This is a genomic window from Gordonia sp. LUNF6 (genome assembly GCF_047041125.1).
In the GTDB taxonomy this organism is placed as follows: Bacteria; Actinomycetota; Actinomycetes; order Mycobacteriales; family Mycobacteriaceae; genus Gordonia; species Gordonia sihwensis.
Genome location: NZ_CP178181.1, coordinates 2,572,077 through 2,592,149, shown reverse-complemented (window position 1 = coordinate 2,592,149; position 20,073 = coordinate 2,572,077). Strand labels below are relative to the sequence as shown.

At 68.4% G+C, this 20,073-nt stretch carries 15 protein-coding genes and 1 riboswitch; of the genes, 8 read left to right on the top strand and 7 right to left on the bottom strand.

The window, feature by feature from the left end:
- Nucleotides 1-5 precede the first annotated feature (5 nt).
- Genes ACK8HH_RS12115 through ACK8HH_RS12105 form a run of 3 tightly spaced genes read left to right on the top strand, consistent with a single transcriptional unit; the run spans nucleotide 6 to nucleotide 2,050 of the window.
- On the top strand, nucleotides 6-1,043 hold the full coding sequence (locus tag ACK8HH_RS12115; RefSeq protein WP_081598149.1) for a hypothetical protein: 1,038 nt from the start codon (nucleotides 6-8) through the stop codon (nucleotides 1,041-1,043).
- A gap of 47 nt (nucleotides 1,044-1,090) precedes the next feature.
- On the top strand, nucleotides 1,091-1,774 hold the full coding sequence (locus ACK8HH_RS12110) for an IMPACT family protein (RefSeq protein WP_006897835.1): 684 nt from the start codon (nucleotides 1,091-1,093) through the stop codon (nucleotides 1,772-1,774).
- Nucleotides 1,775-1,831: 57 nt separating this feature from the next.
- The gene (locus ACK8HH_RS12105; RefSeq protein ID WP_006897834.1) at nucleotides 1,832-2,050 is read left to right on the top strand and encodes a dodecin; all 219 of its coding nucleotides are present in this window, start codon (nucleotides 1,832-1,834) and stop codon (nucleotides 2,048-2,050) included.
- Nucleotides 2,051-2,063: 13 nt separating this feature from the next.
- On the opposite strand, the gene ACK8HH_RS12100 is transcribed toward ACK8HH_RS12105, so the two are convergent.
- Genes ACK8HH_RS12100 through ACK8HH_RS12090 form a run of 3 tightly spaced genes read right to left on the bottom strand, consistent with a single transcriptional unit; the run spans nucleotide 2,064 to nucleotide 7,572 of the window.
- Nucleotides 2,064-5,468, bottom strand: a complete 3,405-nt coding sequence (locus ACK8HH_RS12100) for an ATP-binding protein (protein WP_412475221.1) — start codon at nucleotides 5,466-5,468, stop codon at nucleotides 2,064-2,066.
- A complete protein-coding gene (locus ACK8HH_RS12095) occupies nucleotides 5,465-6,064 on the bottom strand; it encodes a DUF4194 domain-containing protein (RefSeq protein WP_006897832.1) in 600 nt (199 codons plus the stop codon). The genes ACK8HH_RS12100 and ACK8HH_RS12095 overlap by 4 nt, the downstream gene beginning before the upstream one ends.
- Nucleotides 6,061-7,572 (bottom strand): DUF3375 domain-containing protein, encoded by a 1,512-nt coding sequence (locus ACK8HH_RS12090; protein ID WP_006897831.1) that lies wholly within the window; start codon nucleotides 7,570-7,572, stop codon nucleotides 6,061-6,063. The genes ACK8HH_RS12095 and ACK8HH_RS12090 overlap by 4 nt, the downstream gene beginning before the upstream one ends.
- 112 nt (nucleotides 7,573-7,684) lie before the next feature.
- Here ACK8HH_RS12090 and ACK8HH_RS12085 point away from each other — a divergent pair, with 112 nt between their 5' ends.
- Together ACK8HH_RS12085 and ACK8HH_RS12080 are read left to right on the top strand one after the other, a co-directional pair.
- Nucleotides 7,685-8,170, top strand: coding sequence for a PPOX class F420-dependent oxidoreductase (locus tag ACK8HH_RS12085; RefSeq protein WP_039868008.1), 486 nt, complete (start codon nucleotides 7,685-7,687; stop codon nucleotides 8,168-8,170).
- A 40-nt stretch (nucleotides 8,171-8,210) separates the two neighbouring features.
- A complete protein-coding gene (locus tag ACK8HH_RS12080; protein WP_006897829.1) occupies nucleotides 8,211-8,711 on the top strand; it encodes an O-acetyl-ADP-ribose deacetylase in 501 nt (166 codons plus the stop codon).
- Nucleotides 8,712-8,745: 34 nt separating this feature from the next.
- Here the strand turns inward: ACK8HH_RS12080 and ACK8HH_RS12075 are convergent, their stop codons facing one another.
- The gene (locus tag ACK8HH_RS12075; RefSeq protein ID WP_039868005.1) at nucleotides 8,746-9,090 is read right to left on the bottom strand and encodes a VOC family protein; all 345 of its coding nucleotides are present in this window, start codon (nucleotides 9,088-9,090) and stop codon (nucleotides 8,746-8,748) included.
- Between the two features lie 127 nt (nucleotides 9,091-9,217).
- Nucleotides 9,218-9,907 (bottom strand): S1 family peptidase, encoded by a 690-nt coding sequence (locus tag ACK8HH_RS12070; protein ID WP_039867996.1) that lies wholly within the window; start codon nucleotides 9,905-9,907, stop codon nucleotides 9,218-9,220.
- A gap of 242 nt (nucleotides 9,908-10,149) precedes the next feature.
- A riboswitch (M-box (ykoK) riboswitch) is annotated at nucleotides 10,150-10,327 on the top strand.
- 263 nt (nucleotides 10,328-10,590) lie between these two features.
- On the opposite strand from ACK8HH_RS12070, the gene mgtA reads away from it, so the two are divergent.
- The gene (gene mgtA / locus ACK8HH_RS12065; protein ID WP_045540441.1) at nucleotides 10,591-13,347 is read left to right on the top strand and encodes a magnesium-translocating P-type ATPase; all 2,757 of its coding nucleotides are present in this window, start codon (nucleotides 10,591-10,593) and stop codon (nucleotides 13,345-13,347) included.
- Nucleotides 13,348-13,416: 69 nt separating this feature from the next.
- On the opposite strand, the gene ACK8HH_RS12060 is transcribed toward mgtA, so the two are convergent.
- Nucleotides 13,417-14,244 (bottom strand): alpha/beta fold hydrolase, encoded by an 828-nt coding sequence (locus tag ACK8HH_RS12060; RefSeq protein WP_062366589.1) that lies wholly within the window; start codon nucleotides 14,242-14,244, stop codon nucleotides 13,417-13,419.
- Nucleotides 14,245-14,388: 144 nt separating this feature from the next.
- Here ACK8HH_RS12060 and ACK8HH_RS12055 point away from each other — a divergent pair, with 144 nt between their 5' ends.
- Complete coding sequence (locus ACK8HH_RS12055; RefSeq protein ID WP_222111580.1) at nucleotides 14,389-15,759, top strand: FAD-binding oxidoreductase; 1,371 nt, start codon at nucleotides 14,389-14,391, stop codon at nucleotides 15,757-15,759.
- Nucleotides 15,760-15,984: 225 nt separating this feature from the next.
- On the top strand, nucleotides 15,985-19,023 hold the full coding sequence (locus tag ACK8HH_RS12050) for a hypothetical protein (protein WP_412475220.1): 3,039 nt from the start codon (nucleotides 15,985-15,987) through the stop codon (nucleotides 19,021-19,023).
- Here ACK8HH_RS12050 and ACK8HH_RS12045 read toward each other — a convergent pair.
- Entirely contained in the window at nucleotides 19,013-19,762 is a 750-nt protein-coding gene (locus ACK8HH_RS12045; RefSeq protein WP_412475219.1) for a helix-turn-helix domain-containing protein, read from the bottom strand. The genes ACK8HH_RS12050 and ACK8HH_RS12045 overlap by 11 nt on opposite strands.
- Nucleotides 19,763-20,073 lie beyond the last annotated feature (311 nt).

The following is a 20,073-nucleotide window of genomic DNA, read 5'->3' as shown; positions in this document are numbered from 1 at the left end:
CTAGTATGGCTGGCACGCGAGACCTGGTCCTCGACCGCCGCTCCGCATCACGGCGGAGGCGACGGCCCGGTCGCGCCGTCTGGCTCGCGGCTGCCGGATGGTTGGTGATCAACGCGGTGCTGATCGCGGTGGCCGGACGGCATCTGCCGCTGCACGCGAGCGAACTCGCCGAACCGCCCACCGCCCAGAAGGTGATCGGCACCGACCTGATGTATCTCGAGGTCTTCGCGCTGATGGTCGTCGTGCATCTGCTCACGCGCCATCGGAGGGTGCCCGACATCGCGACGCGGGCACCCGAGCGGACCAGGGCGCGCGCCGAGGTGGCCGCGACGCTCGGCTACGGCGTCGCGGGCATGGTCGGCGGCTTCCTGCTCGGGCGCGCCTTCGGCTGGCACGCCTTCAGCTTCCACCTCGACGGCATGGTGATCCGCACCGACCAGCCCGTGACGATTCCGGAGACGCTGAGCTGGGCGTTGTACAACCTCATCGTGTTCGCCGTGGTGCCGCTGATCGTCTTCCGGCGGCGGTACACCTCCGAGCAACTGAGTCTGACGTCGTCCGACCGCCGTGCCGACCTCCTGCTGATCGTCGTGGTCCTGCTCATCGAGTCGGCCGTGCAGTTGGCGGTGGCGGGATCGTCGTCGATCCTCGGACTGCCCGCGCATCAGGCACTGCTGGGCGCCCCGCTGACCCTCGTGCTGGGGTTGGCGGGCACAGCTCTGCCGACGATGGTCTTCATCTACTGCATCCTGACGCCGCGGTACCTGAAGCTGACCGGGTCGGTGCCCGCGACGGTGGTGCTCGGCGGTCTGACGTATGCGACCCTGCACTTCTTCGACGGATGGACCAACTTCGCCTCGCCGTCGGACGCACTCGTCTCAGTGCTGTACCTGTTCCTCTTCTACACCGGTCCGGGGATGTTCAAGACCTTCATCACCATCCGCAGCGCCAACGCGTGGACGCATCTGTGGGCCTACCACGCCATTGCACCGCACACCCTGCTCGATACGCCGATGTTCGTGAAGATCTTCGGGATCAGATGAGTTCGCGCTCGCGGCGATCGTTGCCGGTGGTACGGCAAGATGAACCCATGGACACTCGGCCGCCCCGGACAGCACCCGACGCCGGCCCGACCGGTCATCTCACGCTCGCCGGCGGGCCGGACGCCGTCGCGACGCTCGATGTGAAGCGCTCGAAGTTCCTCGCCGTGGTGCGCCGCGTGGACTCCGAAGCCGCGGCCCGCGAACTGATCGCCGAGCAGAGGCGCGCTCACCGCGACGCGCGGCACCACTGCTCGGCATTCGTGCTGGGAGCCAGAGGCGAGACGACCCGCACCAACGACGACGGCGAGCCGTCGGGCACCGCCGGCGGCCCGATGCTCGACGTGCTGGTGGGAGCCGGACTCAGCGATGTCTGCGCGGTGGTGGTGCGCTGGTTCGGCGGAACCCTCCTCGGCGCCGGCGGGCTCGTCCGCGCGTACGGCGACGCGGTGTCGCTGGCATTGCAGACGGCACCGCTGGTGCGCCGGGAGCCGCGCTCGCTGTGGCGGATCCGGCTGGCACACGCGGACGCGGGACGTGTCGAGGGGCTGCTCCGCTCGAAGGGCGCGCAGGTGATCGACACCGAGTACGGCGCCGACGTGACCCTGGTGGTCGCGGCCGAGGCCGACGACGTCGAGGCGGTGGTCGCGGCGGCGACCTCGGGTGCGGGGACGGCCGAGCCGGCGGGCCGGACATGGGTGGACGTGCCAGTTCCAGACGCCCAAACCCGCTGACGACCGAGCCGGAACTGATAGACAGGGGAGAGGCACCCCAATCGATAGGAGCGAGTCATGGGCGACAATGTCTACCGCGTGATCGAGGTCGTGGGTTCGTCGACCACCGGCACCGACGACGCCATCCGCAATGCGATCAGCCGGGCGGGTGAGACCGTCAAGAACCTCGACTGGTTCGAGGTGGTGTCGACCCGCGGCCACATCGAGGACGGCGCCATCGCGCACTTCCAGGTCACCGTCAAGATCGGGTTCGCACTGGAACCGCGCGATACCTGAGCAGGCTCCCGACTCAGGCCTCGTGCACCAACTCCCGCACCGCACGCTTCTCGCGGTACTGCTCGATGGTGAGGCACTGGAGCTGTGAGTAGCTGCCGCCGCGGTTCTCCACGTATCCGACCGCGGAGACGAAGGGTTCGATCGTGTAGATCTTCGTCAGCGGCGTGACGATCAGCAACTGCAGGCCGAGGCGCGCGAACAGCGACAGCGCGTAACGGGCCGAATCGTCCGAGCCCCGGCCGAAGGCCTCGTCGATCACCACGAAACGGAAATCGCGCGAGCGGGTGGCTCCCCACTTGAGGTCGAACTGATAGGCGAGCGATGCGGCCAGGATCGTGTACGCGAGCTTCTCCTTCTGGCCGCCGGACTTGCCGTCGGAGTCGGTGTAGTTCTCGTACTCCCCGTCGCCGTCGAGGTATCGCTCCGACGCCGCGAAGGTGACCCAGTTGCGCACGTCCGTGACCTGCTCGGTCCACTTGCGATCGAGGTCGGTGAAACCCTCGCGGCCGCGGAAGCGCTCCACCAGAGCCTTGACGAGGAGGAACTTCTCCTCGGCGTACTGATCGTCGCCGCCGGAATCGAAGGAACCGTCACTGCACTTGCGCAGATCGGCGCGGAACTCCCGAATGTCTTGCGCGGCCGTCGGATTCACGTCGAGCCGGATGCAGCGTCCCGGGTTGTACTCGATCCCGGCCAGCGACTCGTTGATCGTGTCGATCTTCGAGTGGATCTGGTGGACTTCTTTGTTGAGCTTGGCGGCGAAGATCGCGATGTCGCGGATCGCATTGGTGTTCAGATAGTTCTTGAACTCCGATTCGAAGCGGGGGAGATCGTCCTCCGCCAGCCGACGATGCAACTCGCGGTACTCGTCGGCCGATGCGATGTCCGCGTCGAACTCCGTGGTGAGAACCGGATGGTTGCGGTTGAACTCCGACATCCGGTTCACCACACGCGTCTCGTACGTTCCCGCACGGCTCGTGTGCTGCTCGGATTCGTCCGTGAGCTTCTCGGTCAGCGACGCCTCCAACTCTGCGCATTCGGCGACGGTGAGCACTTGGTCGGCACCGCCGTCGACCTTGGCTCGGTAGGCCTGGACCGCCTCGGCGATCGCTTCGAAGTAGGCTTCGGCCTCGGCGAACTCCGGTTCGGCGAGCACCGCCTGCGCCGCATTGCGCGCCTTCTCTCCTTGATCGCGCGCCATCTCCAGGCGGGAGACCTTGTCGCGCAATCCGTCTCGAGTCGCGTCGGCGGCCGACAGCTGTTCGCGCGTGGCGGCGACGGCGTCGGTGACTTCCGCGAGTTCGGTCGAGGAATGCTCGAGCTCGGTCTTGCGCTCGGTGATTTCGGCGATCCGGGCCGCCGAACTCATCCAGTCGATGACATCGAAGCTCGGGTAGGCGTCCAAACCGGTGAGCGCATTGCGGCGGTCCATCAGGGCTCGCCGCCGATCCTCGAGATCGGCGATCTCCTGATCGACCCGGTTGAGGTCGTCCTGCACCCGCTGGCCGGCGGTGAAGAGCGCGGTGATCTTCTGCTCGTTGCTCCAGCCGAGGACGAAGTTCCGACGGTCGTCGACCCGCTGGGAATCGTCCTTCTCGTGCCGCCCGCCGCCGGAGCGGACCTGCCCGTTGACCGTCACCGCGTAGTCCGCGGCGCGGAACTCCTCGAGCGTCTCGGCGCACACATGCCGGGCCCGCTCGAACAGCCGGCGTTCCAGCCAGGTCTCGAAGCGTCCCTCCTTGATGTCGATCTTGTGTGCGAGCGCGGTCGGCGGCGGCGTCGGCGCACCCTTCGACGAGACGTGATCGGACACCTTGAAGTAGACGACGCGCCCGCCCAGATGATTCGCGTCGATCCATGCCGAGACCTCGTCGTACAGGTCGGCGGCGACCAGCAGGGACAGGCCGAAGCCGCGCAGCACCCGTTCGGCGGCGCCCTCCCAGCGGCTCTCGTCCGCGCGGACGCCGATGAGTTCGCCGACGAACGGCAGCTCGTCGTGCGGAAGGCCGACGCCCTGGCAGATCAGCTCGCGGATCCGCAGATTGCGTTCGGGGATATTGCTGGTCCGCCCGCGCAGGCTGGCGATCTCGCCGGCGACGCGCCGCCCCTCGCCGTCCAACTGCCTGCGGCTGTACCGGACCTCGTTGAGCGCGTTGTCGACCTCCGCGGCCTCGGCGTCCAGCGCCTCGACGGCGTCCGCGACCTCGGTGCGGCGCTGTTCGAACTGTCCGCGGTCGGAGACCGGCGCCAGCCCGGCGTCCTCGATCATCCGGGTGTACCGCTCGTGTGCCGCGGCGCGTTCCTCGCGTTGGCGCGCAGCGTCGACGATCTGCTGTTCGAGCGCCGCGATGTCGGTGCCGCCGAGACCCGCCTGGCGCAGCTCCAGCTCCCGCAGGCCGATCCGCAGGTCGGCCAGATCACGGTCGACCGCTTCGAGCGCCGCGCGGGTGGCCGCGAGGTCACGGTTGTGGTTCTCCAGTTCACCGGCGAGAAGGTCGTGGCGCTGCTGGGCGAAGTAGTGGCGCAGGGCGCCGCGCCGGGCCTTGAGCTCGGCGGCCATCTCGACGTGACGGCGGTAGCGGTCGTCGTCGGCGAGCAGCGGTCCGAGTTCCTCGAGCTGAGTGCGTGCCAGGACCACCGCGTCGTGGGCGGCGGTCAGGTCCTCGAAATGCGAGACCATCGTGTCGACCCATCCGCTGGAGTCGAACGGCTCGAGCATGTGGTCGCGGACGAAGTCGTTGAGGTTGCCGACCGCCTTCATCGACACGGTCTGATGGAACAGTTCCATGGCCTGCTCGGAGCGGATGGCGAGCGCCCGCCGGTAATCGCGCCCGTACTCCGGGAAGTGCTCGTGGATGCGGGTGTCGCCGTCTTTGAGGCGCTTGCGGAGGGCGCGCAGGTCGGAGCCGAAGTCGGCGAAGTCGGTGGCGATGTCCAGGGCGCGGTCGGTGACGGTGAAGAACCGCTCGGGCTGGCCGCTGTCGTGCCGCATCGAGAACACCTGCGCCAGCGTGACCGTTTCGTCGTGGCCTTCGTTGTGGAAGACGCCGAGGATCACCGAATAGTTCGACATCCCGCGCAGTGCCACCGGACGCGACGCGCCGGTCACCTCGTTGCGCTCGGACTTGTAGTAGCCCAGAACGTATGAGCGCAGGTCGCGCTCGCGCGACTCGCCGCCCGCGGCCTTGTTGTAGGCCACCCGGTGGGCCGGCAGGAGCAGCGTGGTCAGGGCGTCGACCAGCGTCGACTTGCCGGACCCGATGTCGCCGGTGAGCAATCCGTTCTGGCCGTCGAGCACCAGCGTCCACACACGCTGGTCGAAGGTGCCCCAGTTGAGCACCTGGAAGCGCTGGAGCCGGAATCCCGACCGTGCCGAATCGGCGTTCTCGAGTTCGGTGGGCGCGAACAGTCCGGTCATCGTCGCTCCTCGGTGGCGATCTCGGCGTACTCGGCCAGGTGGGCGTCCAGATCCGACAGCCACTGGGCGTCGACGTAGGCCTTGATGACCCGCCGGACCTCGTACTCGCCGTCCTGGCCGGGCATGCGGCGCAGGAAGCCGAGTTCGACGACGCGCCGGATCGCGGTGTCCGCCTGGTCGGCGATCCGAGCTTCGTTGGTGGTGGCGGGGAAGAAGGGGCTGACCATTTCACGCAGCTGCGCACCGGTCACGATCAGACGGTTGCCCGCATCGGACGTGTCGTGCTCGGCGAGCTTCTTGCGCAACAGGGCCAGCAGCAACGACGGATGCAGCGGCAGTTGGTGGCGGGCGACCAGACGCCCGATCCCGAGGTCGGCCAGCTCGTCGTCGCTCTTGGACCGCAGGAAGGCATATCCCTCGGCCTCGTCGATCACGACGGTGAGACCGAGCGTGGCGACGTAATCGCTCACCTGCGCGGCCAGGCCGAGGACGTGGCGCCAGGCGGTCTCGGCGGTGTCGCGGTAGACGACGCCCTTCATCAGCGAGGTGACCGCGAGCGAGAGGTTCAGCTCGTCGCGGGGGACGGGGCGGCTCATCGAGTCTCCTGGTCGGGGGCGGTGGGGTCGGCGGTCGGATTCACGGTGGGGCCCGCGGTGGGGCTCGCGGTAGGGGACGGCCGGGTGTAGATCACGCGCGGGACGCGAGCGACACGGCGGCCACCGCTCTCGTCAGTCCACGAGACCGTCTCGTCGGCGCTTTCGTCGAAGACCTTCCCGAAGCCGTCGTCGGTGAGAGACAGATAGGTGACCAGTTCGGCGAGCCCCTGTTCGAGGGGACGTTCGGCGAGGACTTCGGCGAGCGTGACCTGGCCGGAGCGGCGCAGCGCCCGTCGGACGCCGTCGATCAGCGGCGCGGGGTCGACGTGGATCTGCTCGAACAGCGCTTCCGAGGCCCCCTGAGCCTCGCCCTCCTCGATGCCCTCGCTGGCGACCTCGACCGCCGCGGCGGGACGGTACAGCGGACGCTCGAGGGGCAGATTCACGCTCGGTGCCGGGGAGTCGATCTCCTGGGCGAAGTCGTCGACGCGGCGGTCGCGGATGGCGTAGGCCGACGACTCGATGCTCCGCAGCAGGTCCATGACGCGGCGGTTCTCGAGCCACGCCTGGTCGTCGAGGAAGCGGCGCAGCTGCTCCGACAGCCGGCGGACCGTGTCCTGCGCGCGGGTTCCGGCGTCGAGCCAGTCGTGGTGGATGTTGGTGAGCCGGATGTCGGAGTCGGCGACCTCGTCGAGGCCCTGCGCATGCCGGACCAGTTCGTCGAGCTCGTCGAGTCGGTCGGCGGAGAGCAGGAGGTCGTAGAAGGCCTGGAAGCTGCGGCCCTGGTCGGAGTCGCTGATGACGTTTCGGCTGCCGACGATCTCGTCGAGCAGTTCGCCCTTGGTGCCGCGCCAGGTGGCGATGCGCTCCCGCATCTGGCGGTCGAGGGTGCGGAAGTTGGTCTCCACCTCACGGAAGTCGGAGAGCAGCGCGCGGGCGATGTCGGCGAACTGCTGGTAGCGCTCCCGTCGGCTGGTGGCGTCGAGGACCTGGAACTCGCCCCGCTCGGCGGCCTCGATCTCCGCGTCGAGTTCGGCGCGACGGCGGCGCAGTTCGGCGAGCCGGACCTCGGCGTCGGTGGTGGTGCCGTAGACGATCTGCCGCAGTAGTTCCAGCACGGTCTTGAGACGTGACTCGGTGCCCACGAAGTCGCGGTCGCGCAGCGACCGGACCCAGGCCACGGCGCGCTCGACCGCCGGGGTCGCGTCGTAGTGCGGCTCGTCGCTCTCGATCACGTAGTACTTGCGCAGCCACGCAGTATCGGCGGCCGACCACTCGTCGAGGTAGGCCTTCGGCGATCGCGGATAGGTTCCCTCGCCGAGCCGCTCGTTCAACGAGTACAACTCCTCGTCGAGCAGGCTGACCAGTGCCGACTCCGAGATCTCGCGGACGTTGTCGTCGACGAAGACCCGTCCCAGGAACGACAGCAGCAGCGGCGCGTTGTCGGCCCTCAGCAGTCGCCAGGCCGCATTGCTCCTCCGGACGGCGACGATCTCGTCGAATTGCACTGGGCCAGGGTAGCGGGGTCCGGAGCGTGGGCGGGCTCACGGTGGCGGCGCCGCCGGACCGATGATCGCCGAGCCCTGTCCGGAGCGCGGTGCTCGGACTACCCTCGGCGACATGGCACGCACCATCGCAACCAATACCTCTGTGACCCTGCCCGAAGTCCTCGACTTCGCCCGATCGCGGCATCACATGATCCTCTCGACGACGCGGCGGGACGGCACCGCGCAGATGTCACCGGTCACCGCGGGAGTGGACGATCAGGGCCGGATCGTCATCGCGACGTATCCGGGCCGGGCGAAGACCGCCAACGCGCGCAGGAACCCGACCGTCAGCGTTCTGGTGCTCTCGGAGAGCTTCAACGATGCGTGGGTGCAGATCGACGGGACGGCCGAGGTCCTGGACATGCCCGAGGCCGAGGACGCCCTCGTGGACTACTTCCGCAGCATCGCCGGTGAGCACTCGGACTGGGACGAGTACCGGGCGGCGATGCGGCTGCAGAACAAGTCCCTGATCCGGATCACGCCGCAGCGGTGGGGGCCCATCGCGACCGGTGGCTTCCCCCAGGAGGTCGCGGACCGGCTGGACGCCGCGGAGAACTGAGGACACGGGAACTGAGGACACTGAGGAGACGGAGGAGACGATGGCGAGCATCGACGTGGTGCGCGCGGACATCACCACCCTCGACGTGGACGCGATCGTCAACGCGGCCAACAACGCGATGCGGGGCGGCGGGGGTGTGGACGGCGCGATACATCGCGCCGGCGGTCCGGCGATCCTGCGTGACTGCATCGCACGGTTTCCGGACGGCCTCGCGACCGGCGATGCCGGACACACCACCGCGGGCGATCTCCCGGCGCGATGGGTGATCCACACCGTGGGGCCGAATTACGCAGCGGGACAGAGGGATCGGTCGCTGCTGGAGTCGTGCTACCGCAGGTCGCTGGAAGTGGCCGACACGCTGGGGGCGGCGACCGTCGCATTTCCGCTGATCAGTGCCGGTGTGTACGGGTGGCCCAAGGACGACGCCGCCGCGGCGGCGGTGCAGACGGTCCGTGCGACGCCGACCGGCGTGTCGTCGGTGCTGCTCGTGGCGTTCGACGGCGCGCTCGAACAACTGCTGCGCGAGGCCGTCGCTCACTGAGCATCCGCGGTTGCGGCGCTTCCGGGGTCCCGGTTCAGTCACGGTGCTGAACTATGTTCAGCACGGTTCCGTCGGGTGCACGGACGAAGAACCGGCGGACACCCCATTCCTCGGTGGTCAGCGGGTAGACGATCTCGTATCCGGCCGCCTGTGCCTCGGCGTAGGCGGCGTCGACGTCGTCGGCGTGCACAGACAGTGCCGAATCGACCGGGGCGGTCTTGTCGCGTGAGACGAGTTGGACGTGCGCGCCGGAATCGGGGTCGGTGCAGCGGGCGACCCAGCCCATGTTGAACTCTTCCTCGCGCAAGCCGAGGAAGTCGGTGTAGAACGACTTGGCGCGGTCGACGTCATCGACCGGGATGTTGGTGCTGATCTTCATGGTGCGCACAGTCGGCTCCCTCGGTTCGGCGTCACCCTCGGCTTCGACGTTAGTACTCGCGCCCGCCGAGAAGGCGAGAGCGGACCGATCCGTGAGAATCGGTCCGCTCCGGCGGTGGGCTCCGGCGTCAGACTGTACGGAATCCCGCGCCGACGAGACCGCTGGCGTTGAGCGACCGCAGAATGTCGGTCATCTTCGTGGCCGCCATCGGCGTGTAGACCGGCAGTGCCGGATCGACGCACGCGATCGACGTGCCGGGGCCGGCCAGACGCAGCGAGCCGTTCAGCATCCCGACGACGCGTCCGCGTTCGATGATCGGCCCGCCCGAGTCGCCGGGTGCCGAACACACGTAGCTGTAGCTTCGCGAGCCGTTCACCAGCAGAGTGGGACCGCAGGTGAATCCGGTGGTGCGACCGGCCTTGCAGACATTGCTGAACGGCTGCGGATAGACGCCGACGCCGGTGATCCGGGCGTGCCCGACGGTGCGGACCGCGCGGACGCGTGCCGGATCGAGGCGGATGACGGCGACGTCCCAGCCCTTGCTCTTGGTGACGATCCGGCCGATGGTGCCGGCCCGGCGGTTGCGCTCGAGGCTGACCGCGTCGCCGACATCGCCGCAGTGGCCGGCGGTGAGGCCGACCAGCCTGCCGCCGCGGTCGTGACCGACCGCGGTCACCGTGCACAGCGACCGATTGTCGATGACGATGCCGCTCCCGCCTCCGACGGCGGCGGCCGGCGCGGCGTGCGCGACCGCGGCCGGGCTCAGCGCGACGGCAGCAGCGCCGATCGCGATCACCGCTGTACGAAGTCTCTTCATTCATCCTCCCCAGAATGTGCCGATCGGGTAGTCGACCGACGCCGCGACACGGCGCAGTGCCGGTACCGAAGGCCGACAGCCTTCCCCCGCAATGGAATTGCGACGATATGCCGAATCCGGAGTCAGTCCAGCACAGCAGCGGGCCGAACTCAAAACGCGGATCTGCCGGATTCGCCGAGAACAACGCCTCCGGCGCGCCGCTCGAGTTGCGGTGTCACGTGTAGCGACGCACAATGGTCGGGCAAGCACTTCGTTAGGCGAAGCTCCTGCACGAACACAGGCCACTGATCTCACGACGTCGAGAGACGCCCAAGGTTAGGACAGGTCCTCCCGGATTAAGGGTTGACCCGAAGTGGCTTCCGTCCGCTCCCGCGGACGGACACGTCGTGCAGTGCCGAAGCTCTTACGTGGAAGTCGTTCGTCGATCCATCTCCGTGGTTCCGGCCTCCTCGTGCGCGTCGTGCATGCCGAGCGTGAGGAGGTGATCGGCCGTGAGCGACGACGGAAGTAGTCGATTGCCGTACCCGCGCAGGCCGACCGGCCTCGGCTCTCGTAGCGACGGCCGCTGAGAACGGTCCTGCCCGGGTCACCGTCCCATTCCTTTCACCGCGCACTGGCGTGGAGAACCGCGCTGCCCCAGGCAGCGCGGGGCTCCGTCGTGCCCGAATCACCGGGGATTCCTCATGCAGAATTTCAGCACTCCATTGGACGTGCTCGGCCGACGCGCCGAGCACTCGCACGACAGCCGGCCATCCGGCGCCGACGTGCGCCGGCAGGCCACGACCAGCACCATCGACTCCACGCGCGTGCAAGCGTTGCTCGACGCCGCCACCGGCACCGCAGACGCGGTGCTTTCCGCGCAGTCGACCTCGCTCGACGGCCTCGTCGACGAGGCGGTCGGTGCACGCCGACTCCGCTACGGCGCCAATGAACTCGATCATGACAGGCCCGCGCCGGTGGTCGTGCAATTCGCTCGCGCCTTCGTCAACCCCTTCATTGCGATCCTCGTATTCCTGGCCGTCGTGATGGTGTTCACCGATGTAGTCTTCGCCGATCCGGCCGGCGGCCGTGACTACACCGGCGTCGTCACTGTCGGTGCGATGGTCCTGGTCAGCGCGATCTTGCGGTTCTGGCAGGAGTACCGGTCGGGGAGGGCGGCCGAGAACCTCAAGGCGATGGTCCGGACGACGGCGGCGGTCACCCGGAACCGGCGGGGAGTCGCGGTGACCGAGGAACTCCCGGTCGAGCACCTGGTGCCGGGAGACATCGTCCGGCTCGCGGCGGGCGACATGATCCCGGCCGACGTGCGGCTGATCGCGGTCAACGACCTCCAGATCAACCAGGCCATGCTCACCGGCGAGGCATTGCCCGCCGAGAAGACCGCCGAACAGGTCGTCGAGGTGACGGCAGCAGACCTGCTCGATGCCCCCAACCTGGCCTTCATGGGCACTTCCGTGGTGTCGGGATCGGGCACCGCCGTCGTCCTCGGAACGGGAAGGAACAGCTATTTCGGCTCGATGTCGAAGGCTATCGTCGGTGAGCGACCGGAGACCGCTTTCGACGTCGGGATCAAGAAGGTCAGCTACACGCTGATCCGGTTCATGTTGGTGATGGTGCCGGTGGTGTTCGTGATCAACGGACTGACCAAGGATTGGACCACCGCATTCCTGTTCGGCGTCACGACCGCCGTCGGACTCACGCCGGAGATGCTTCCGCTGATCGTGACCGCGAACCTCGCCAAGGGCGCGAACTTCATGGCGCGGAGGAAGGTGATCGTCAAGCGGCTCGGCAGCATCCAGAACGTCGGCGCGATGGATGTGCTGGCCACCGACAAGACCGGAACGCTCACTGAAGACCGCATCGTTCTGGAGCGGCACATCGACGTCACGGCGAACGACAGTGACGATCCGCTGTGGTACGCGGCGGTCAACGCACACTTTCAGACGGGGCTGCGGAATCTGCTGGACGATGCGGTGCTCGATTCGGCCGGCTCGCGGATCGTGCGCCGCATCGAACGCGAGTACACCCTCGTCGATGAGATTCCGTTCGATTTCGAGCGCCGGCGGCTGTCGGTGGTGGTGGACGACGGACTGTCGCACCTGATCGTCACCAAGGGGGCCGTGGAAGAACTGCTCGACAGGTGCGTCGCCGAACGTCGCGACGGGACCGAACTGCCGCTGACCGTCCAGCGCCGCACCGAACTCGACGATCTGGTAGCGGAACAGAATGCGCTCGGAATGCGCGTGCTCGCCGTCGCCGTCCGGTCGGTCGTCGCAGAACGCGGTGACCACCCCGAGGGCGGTCTCACCGAGAACGAGTACACCAAGGACGACGAGGCGAGCATGACGCTCGTCGGGTTCCTGCTGTTCCTCGACCCGCCGAAGGATTCGGCCGCGGCGGCGATCACCAGTCTGCGGCTACGCGGCGTGGCGGTGAAGGTGATCACCGGCGACAACCCGATGGTGGCCGCCACCGTCTGCCGGAAGGTCGGCGTCGACGCCCGGCGGGTGGTGAGCGGCGCCGAAATCGACGACCTGTCCCTGAAGGAGCTCGCCGAACTCGCCGAGCGCACCAGTGTGTTCGCGAAGGTGAACCCCACGCAGAAGGCGCGGATCGTCGAGGCGATGCGGACGCGGGGACACACCGTCGGGTTCCTGGGCGACGGCATCAACGATGCGCCCGCTCTGCGGACCGCGGATGTCGGAATCTCGGTGGACACGGCGGTCGACATCGCCAAGGAATCGGCCGACATCATTCTCTTGGAGAAGGACCTGACTGTTCTCGAATCGGGAGTGATCGAGGGCCGGCGGACCTTCGTGAACACCATGAAGTACATCAAGATGACGGCGTCGTCGAATTTCGGCAACATGTTCTCGGTGCTGGTCGCCAGCGCATTGCTCCCGTTCATCCCGATGATTCCGATCGTGGTGCTCGTGCAGAACCTGGCCTACGACCTCGCGATGCTCACTCTGCCGTGGGATCGCGCGGACTCGGAGGACCTGGCGCGTCCGCGCAAGTGGGAGAGCCGCGGACTGGGGAGGTTCATGGTGCGGATCGGTCCGTTGTCGTCGATCTTCGACATCACGACCTACGCGCTGATGTGGTTCGTCTTCGCGGCGAACTCACCGGTTCACGCGGCGCTGTTTCAGTCCGGCTGGTTCGTGGAGTCGATCATCTCGCAGACGCTCATCGTGCATCTGCTGCGGACCGGCCGGGTTCCGTTCGTCCAGTCCCGGGCCGGACTCCCGGTGGTGCTCGCCACTGCCGCAGTCTGCGTGTTCGGACTGGTCCTGCCTTTCACCGGCTTCGGTCAGGGCCTGGGTCTGGTGCCGCTGCCGTGGTCGTACTTCCCGTGGCTGATCGTCACGTTGGTCGGGTACTGCGTCGTGACGCAAGTGGCGAAGCGGATGTTCGTGCGCCGATACGGTGCGTGGATCTGACCGCGGCAGAAACTTTGGCTCCCGGAACGGTCTCTCACACCGTTCCGGGAGCCAAAGTTTTCACAGTTCTCAGTTCTCGATCCGGTCGAGGATGATCTCGGTCAGTTCGGCGGCGTTCTGTTCGGGGATCCAGTGGTTGGCGTGTTCGAGGATCCGGAGCCGGAAGTCGGCGTCGACGTAGTCTCCGGCCAGCTCGGCGCCGCGGCGCGCCAACGCGGTGTCGCCTGCGCCCCACACGTGAGTGGTCGGCACGGTGATGCGGCGCGCCAGAGCGCCGGGGCGGCCGAACGGAAGCGCGCGATACCAGTTCAGGCCGCCGGTCAGTGCCCCCGAGTCGATGATCTGCCGGTGGGTGTCGGCGATCATCTGATCGTCCATGCCGGTCGAGGCGAGCATGCGGTCGAAGAACTCGGGTTTCCGGGCGATCAGCAGCTCCGGCAGGCGGGGCGGTTGGAAGGCGGCCATGTACCAGGAGCGGCGGAGCTGGTCGCTCTGCAGCATCGATTTCAGGAAGGCCGCGGGATGCGGCACCGAGACGGTGGTGAGCGTGGCGACCAGGTCCGGTCGCGTGGCGGTCAGCATCCACGCCACCTGCGCTCCCCAGTCGTGGCCGACCAGATGCACCTGCCGCGCATCGGACTGGATGATGAGGGACTCGATGTCGGAGACGAGTTCGCCGATGCGGTACTCGACTCGCCTGCGCGGACGGGCGCGGGGAGAGTAGCCGCGCTGGTCCGGCGCGATGGTGCGGTAGCCCCGCTGATTCAATCGCTCCGATACTCCGGTCCACGACTGCGAGGTCTGCGGAAAGCCGTGCAGCAGAACGACTGTGCCGTTGTCGGCGGTGCCCGCGTCGGCGACGTCGAAGGTGAAGCCGGCTCGCGAAAAGGTCTCCATGACTGCTCCCGAGGCAAGCCGCGGAAATTTACGTAACCGCGGGTAACGGAAAAACTCTCTCTGCCGAACGCTATGTGGTGCCCGAGGCCCGGTCAAGGGTTCGTTCACCGGTCCGCACACTCCGGTGCTGCCTATCGTGGACCCATGACTGCACCGGACCTGACGTCGTTGATCGAGTCGCTGCCCCGCGGGATGGTGATCACCGACCCCGACGTGCTGAGCGCCTATCGATACGACCGCGCCAACGACCCGGACGCGGGGACACCGGCAGCGTTGGTGCGGCCGATGACGACCGAGCACGTGCAGACGGCGGTCAGATGGGCGGCGGCCCACGACGTGCCGATCATCACCCGGGGCGCTGGAACGAGCCTGTCGGGCGGATCGACCGCGGTCGACGGCGCGTTGACGATCTCGACCGAGAAGATGCGGCAGCTCACCGTCGACACCGCGACCCGCACCGCCGTCACCCAGCCGGGAATGCTGAATGCCGAGGTGAAGGCGGCCGCGGCCGAGAAGGGACTCTGGTATCCGCCGGATCCGTCGTCGTTCGAGATCTGCAGCATCGGCGGCAACGTCGCGACCAACGCCGGTGGGCTGTGCTGCGTGAAGTACGGGGTCACCACCGATTATGTGCTGGGCCTGGAAGTGGTCCTGGCCGACGGCCGGGCGCTCCGGCTCGGCGGCAAGCAGTTGAAGGACTCCGCGGGCCTGCCACTGACCAAGCTGTTCGTCGGCAGCGAGGGCCTGCTCGGCATCGTCACCGAGGTGACACTGCGACTGCTGCCGCCACAGGCTCCGGCCTGCACGGTCGTGGGCTCGTTCGGGTCGGTCCGGGCGGCCGTCGAGGCGGTGCTGGCGGTGACGTCCCAGATCCGGCCGGCGATGCTCGAGTTCATGGACGGCGTCTCGATCAACGCCGTCGAAGACATGCTGAAGATGGGCCTCGATCGTGACGCGGGCGCCCTGCTGGTGGCGCAGTCGGACGCGCCGGGACCCGCCGGTGCGGCGGAGGTGGCGCTGATCGAGGAGGCCTTCGGCGCCTGCGGGGCCGCCGAGGTCTTCGCCACGTCGGATCCGGTCGAGTCGGAGGCGTTCACGGCCGCGCGGCGTGCGGCGATCCCCGCGGTGGAGCGGATCGGCGCGCTGCTGCTCGAGGACGTCGGCGTGCCGCTGCCCGCCCTGCCGGATCTGATCGACGGCGTCGGCGCCATCGCAGCCGAGAACGACGTGCTGATCTCGGTGATCGCCCACGCGGGTGACGGGAACACCCATCCGCTGATCGTTCACGACCCCGCCGACGCCGAGGAGACCGCCCGCGCCAACCGCGCCTTCGGCCAGATCATGGACCTCGCCATCTCGCTCGGCGGCACCATCACCGGCGAACACGGTGTGGGCCGGCTCAAGAAGGGATGGCTTCGCGACCAGGTGGGCGACGACGTCATGGACCTGATGGAGATGATCAAGTCGGCCGTCGATCCGAAGGGGCTCTTGAACCCCGGCGTGATGCTCTCGTAGCGCCATCAGTCGACTTACGGTGAGCGTGTCCGGGAGGCGTTCGTCAAGCCCGCGTGAACATGGACACAGACCTCGAAGCGGGTTCGGGGAAAGCTCTCGGCACCGGGTAATGTCCGTCTGTCTCGGTGGCCTCCCCAATTGATCGCCACCCATTGGTGCGGCCCTGCCCCGGGGTCGGTAGACGTTGCGAAAAGGTGTGGTGAGAACGCTCGAATGACCACTTCGGTGACTGATCGTGCGACCGGATTCGAAGCCGAGCTGCGGAACGCTTTCACCGCCGACGGGCTGGTACTGGACGCGGACCTCGACGCGCGACAGTATCGATGCGCCCGCGGCCAGATCGGTGCCCTGATGGGGGAGATCCCGCCGGGGGCGTACATCGCCCTGCTGATGCGGTTCCCCGCTCTGACCCTCGCCGGGCTGGTGGGTCACGCGGCGCTGCGGACCGACCCGAAGAGCGACTACTGGCCGGACTTCTGGGACGCCATCGGCCGCGATCGGGATCCGGCGTTCGAGACAGTGGTCGGACAGCTGATCGGCGACCTGCTGCGCGAATGCGGGCTCCGCGACGTGCCGTCGCTGCGCGAGAGCTCGGTGGTGCCGCTGCTGAAGCTCCACGCGGGTCCGACCGTGCCGACGGTGGACGCGCTCGTGGGGGTGATCGAGGATCATGTGGCAGCCGGGCACGAGCCCACCGGCGTCGCCGTTCTCGAACGCCTCACCGAGCAGGGCTTCGAGCACCGGCGCCGCGCCCTGCCCGCCGACTATCGCGTGCTGCTGCAGCATGCCCCCGAGGTGGCCGTCGGTCTTCTCAATCGCCTGTGCGAACTTCTGCTCGCGACGGTCGTGCATCCGGACACCTGGACGCCGGACGCGATCACTCCGGGCACCGCGGATCTCCCGCGGGCGATGCTCGAATCGGTGCTCGACCGAGTGCGGCGCACTCCCTTCCTGAACGACGATGCCGCCGCGCGCGACCTGTGCCGCCACCGCGCGCCCGACCTCCGCTTCGACGCGATCGACGGCGAGGTGCGGATCGTGGTTCCCGCGCGGGACGACGCCGCGGTGTGGCGGGTGTGGACCGGCGACGCCCCGGAGGAACTCGCGGTTCCGGCCGGTGAGGCGATCGCACTTCCGATCGGCGTCGCGGTGCGCGAGAGCGTCCTGATCCGGCTCGACACCGGCGTGCGACGCTCGGTACCTCTGTTCGATCCCGCCGACCCGATCATCGTGTTCGCCGACGACGGCCGTCGCATCTCGCGGTTCGAGTCGCTGCCGGCGGGAGAGGTGCTCGTCCTGATGCCGCGCGACGCCGACCTGGTCTCGGGCACACGGAGGAAGATCGCCGTGACCGATACCGTGCCCGCCCCGTGGGAGGGCTGGGAACTGCGGACCGTCGACCTTGCCGGGCACACCGAACTGACCCTGAAACGCGATGGAAGAGCCGGGCGCACGCGCCGGATCCTGCCGGTGGAGTCGCCGGCCTACGCGCTCCCGGAGCCGATCGCGGGCGTCACCACGGCAGACGGCGATCCCGTCTACGGCGAACGCCCGCTGGTGGATCTGCCCGCGCACGACGGAGACGACACCAAGGAGTGGCGGGTGCGCGTGCGGCGAGCGGGCGACCTGGACTGGCTGATCGACTATCCGTGGGCCGCTGCCGATTACGTGACCTCGGCCGACCCGTTCGACGGTCTCGAGGAACCCCTGGTGGGACGGTTCGAGATCGCCGCCGGCGACTCGTACGGACTCGATCGGCGACTGACGGTGGTGCTCGCCGAAGGGCTCGAGGTGACCCACGATCCCGTCGTCCGACTGCCGCAGGCCGACGGACTCGCGGAATCGGTGAGCGAACTCGTCGCCGAGACCGGACTCAAGATCGACGAGGGCGAACTGGCGTTCGGTCCCGGTGACACCGAACGCGTCGCGACCGTCCATGCGGGCGACGACGATCTGCCGCTGCTGATCCGTCCGCCGCACGCCGAGATCCGCTTCGAGCATCCGGGCCACCCATCGGCCTGGCAGACCTCACTGCCGACGATCGGCGTCGACGACGCCGGTGCCGGTCGTCTCACCGTCCGGGTGCCCGGCGCCGTGGACGTGTCGTTCGCGCTGCTGGACGGGGACGGCGACATCGTCCGCGAATGGGCGGCCGACTCCCGCGCGGGCACTGAGTTCACCCTCGCGGCGAGGTCGGTCGTCGACGCCGCCAAACGGCTTCTGCGGGGCAGCCTCGTCACGTTGATCGAGGATGAGCACGGCGATTCCGAGGAGGCGGAGGTGGCCCGCGTGGCGCGCTCGGCGTCCACCTCTCAGGCGCCGGTGGCGGACTCCGCAGCCGGCGCCGACGCCCTCACCGCCGAATGGCTGCGTCTGGACACCGTCCGGGCCGCGGAGGTGGAGGCACCCGCCCCCGACGCGGCACCGATCGAGGCGGTCGGGGCTCCGGCCGATGAGTTGTTGACCGCGGACCCCACCGCCTCGCTCATCGCCCTCGGCGACAGCCCGGTGGCGCCCTCGCGCATCCCGGCGCTGCTGATCCGGTCGGGACTGGCCGAGCGCGTGTTCACCGCACCCGAGCCGTACGACGGCGCCCACCCGAACCCGTACGTCAGCTGCCTCCTCGCGACCTCGGCCATCGTCGACCCGGCCAGTCCGCAGCGCGACGAGTTGCAGTCCTACCTGGCCACACGCGGCGGCGACGATCTGCTCCGGGTGATCGCGACCGGCCGCATGGAGGACCCGCGGACCGGTGTCTTCGACCGGAACGTGCTGGCCGTCGACGCGATGGCACGGGCGCAGGTGGAGTCGCTGTTCGAACGTTTCCGCATCGTTCCCGGCCCGCTGGTCGATCTCGACATGCGGACCGCGGCGACCATCGAGGCCTTCCATCGCCGCGCCGAGTGGATGACCGATCCGGTCAGCCTGGAGGCGCCGCGGTACGTGAACAAGACGCTGCGCGATGTACGCCGCGCCTCGCCCGAACTGTACGACCTGATCGCCGCGCGCAACGAGGCGCTCGACGGCGTCGACACGATCAGCAATCCCTGGATGCTGCTCTCGATGCAATCGCTGGCGTTCGCGGCCATCGGGCGCCTGCAGGCGTACGGCCGGCTCAAGCAGCCGGTGCTGACCGACGAGGGTCGCGCGATGTGGGCCACGCTGGCCGACTACTGTCCGGCTATGGTGGCCGCCGACCTGCTGATCGCGAATGCGGTGGCGGTGCGTTCGGACGCGCTCGACCGGGTGCGCGCTAAGAATTGAGTCGTGTGCGGCGAACGGATCGAATCGATTCGGCGTCCACGCCGGCCTCACGCCGCAGCGCCTTCTGCAGGCCCGACGCGGTCTCGTAGCCGGCCGCGAGCGCTGCGCGGCGGACGGAGGAGCCCGCGCGCAGGCGGTCGATCGCCACGTTGAGCCGGGCGCGGACTCGCCACTGCCGGAACGGGATCCCGGTCTCTGACACGAACAGGCGTTGGACGTGCCGGACGCTCGTTCCGTGCCGGTCGGCGAGTTCGTCGAGCGGCCGTGCCGACAGCGGTGCCTCCACCGCGATCGCGGCCGCCACCGGATGTCGCGGCATCGGCAGGGCGAAGTACGGGCCGCTCAATCCGGCCAGGACCTCCTCGATCGCCTCGCGGAACACCGCGACCTGTTCTGCGGTCGAGGGCGCTGCCCCGAGCACACCGGTCATCACGGCGGTGAGAGCGGGCACCGAGCCGAGCCGATGCACCGGCTCGGGTGGGGTGGTCGTCGGCGACAGCAGCGGGCCCAGGACCAGACTGCCGGGGGAGTAGCGCGCCGAATGCGGAAGGTCGGCCGCCAGCCACACGGCCTCCTGGTCCGCGAGCAATACCTGCTCACCGGCGACGTCGAGTGTCGCCGAACCAGCCGCGACGTAGATGAGGTGCGGGAGGTGGTGGCTGTGCGTTCCGTGCCCCAGGAACTTCGGAGCGGCGTCGGGGACCAGGGTCGCGAGGCGGCTCGGTACGCGTTCGGCCATCGTTCACACCTCTCATCGTGTCGGCGACCGGCATGTCAGGTTGGTCGGCAGATCGTGTCACGTCCGGACCGAATCCGGTCGTTCGGTCCATTAGCTTAGTCTTGCCTAATAAGATGTGCGCGCTGGGCCGTCTGCCGTGCGCCGAACCGAGATGGTGGAAGTGATGCTCAGATCTCGTGCACTGCCTGCGACGATGCTGGCCGTGGTCGCCGTGCTGACCCTGGCGCTCGGGGGCTGTTCGACGTCCGGGGGCGATGCGTCTGGACAGACTCGTGCGGTCAAGACGTCCCAGGGGCGAGGTGGACGTCCCG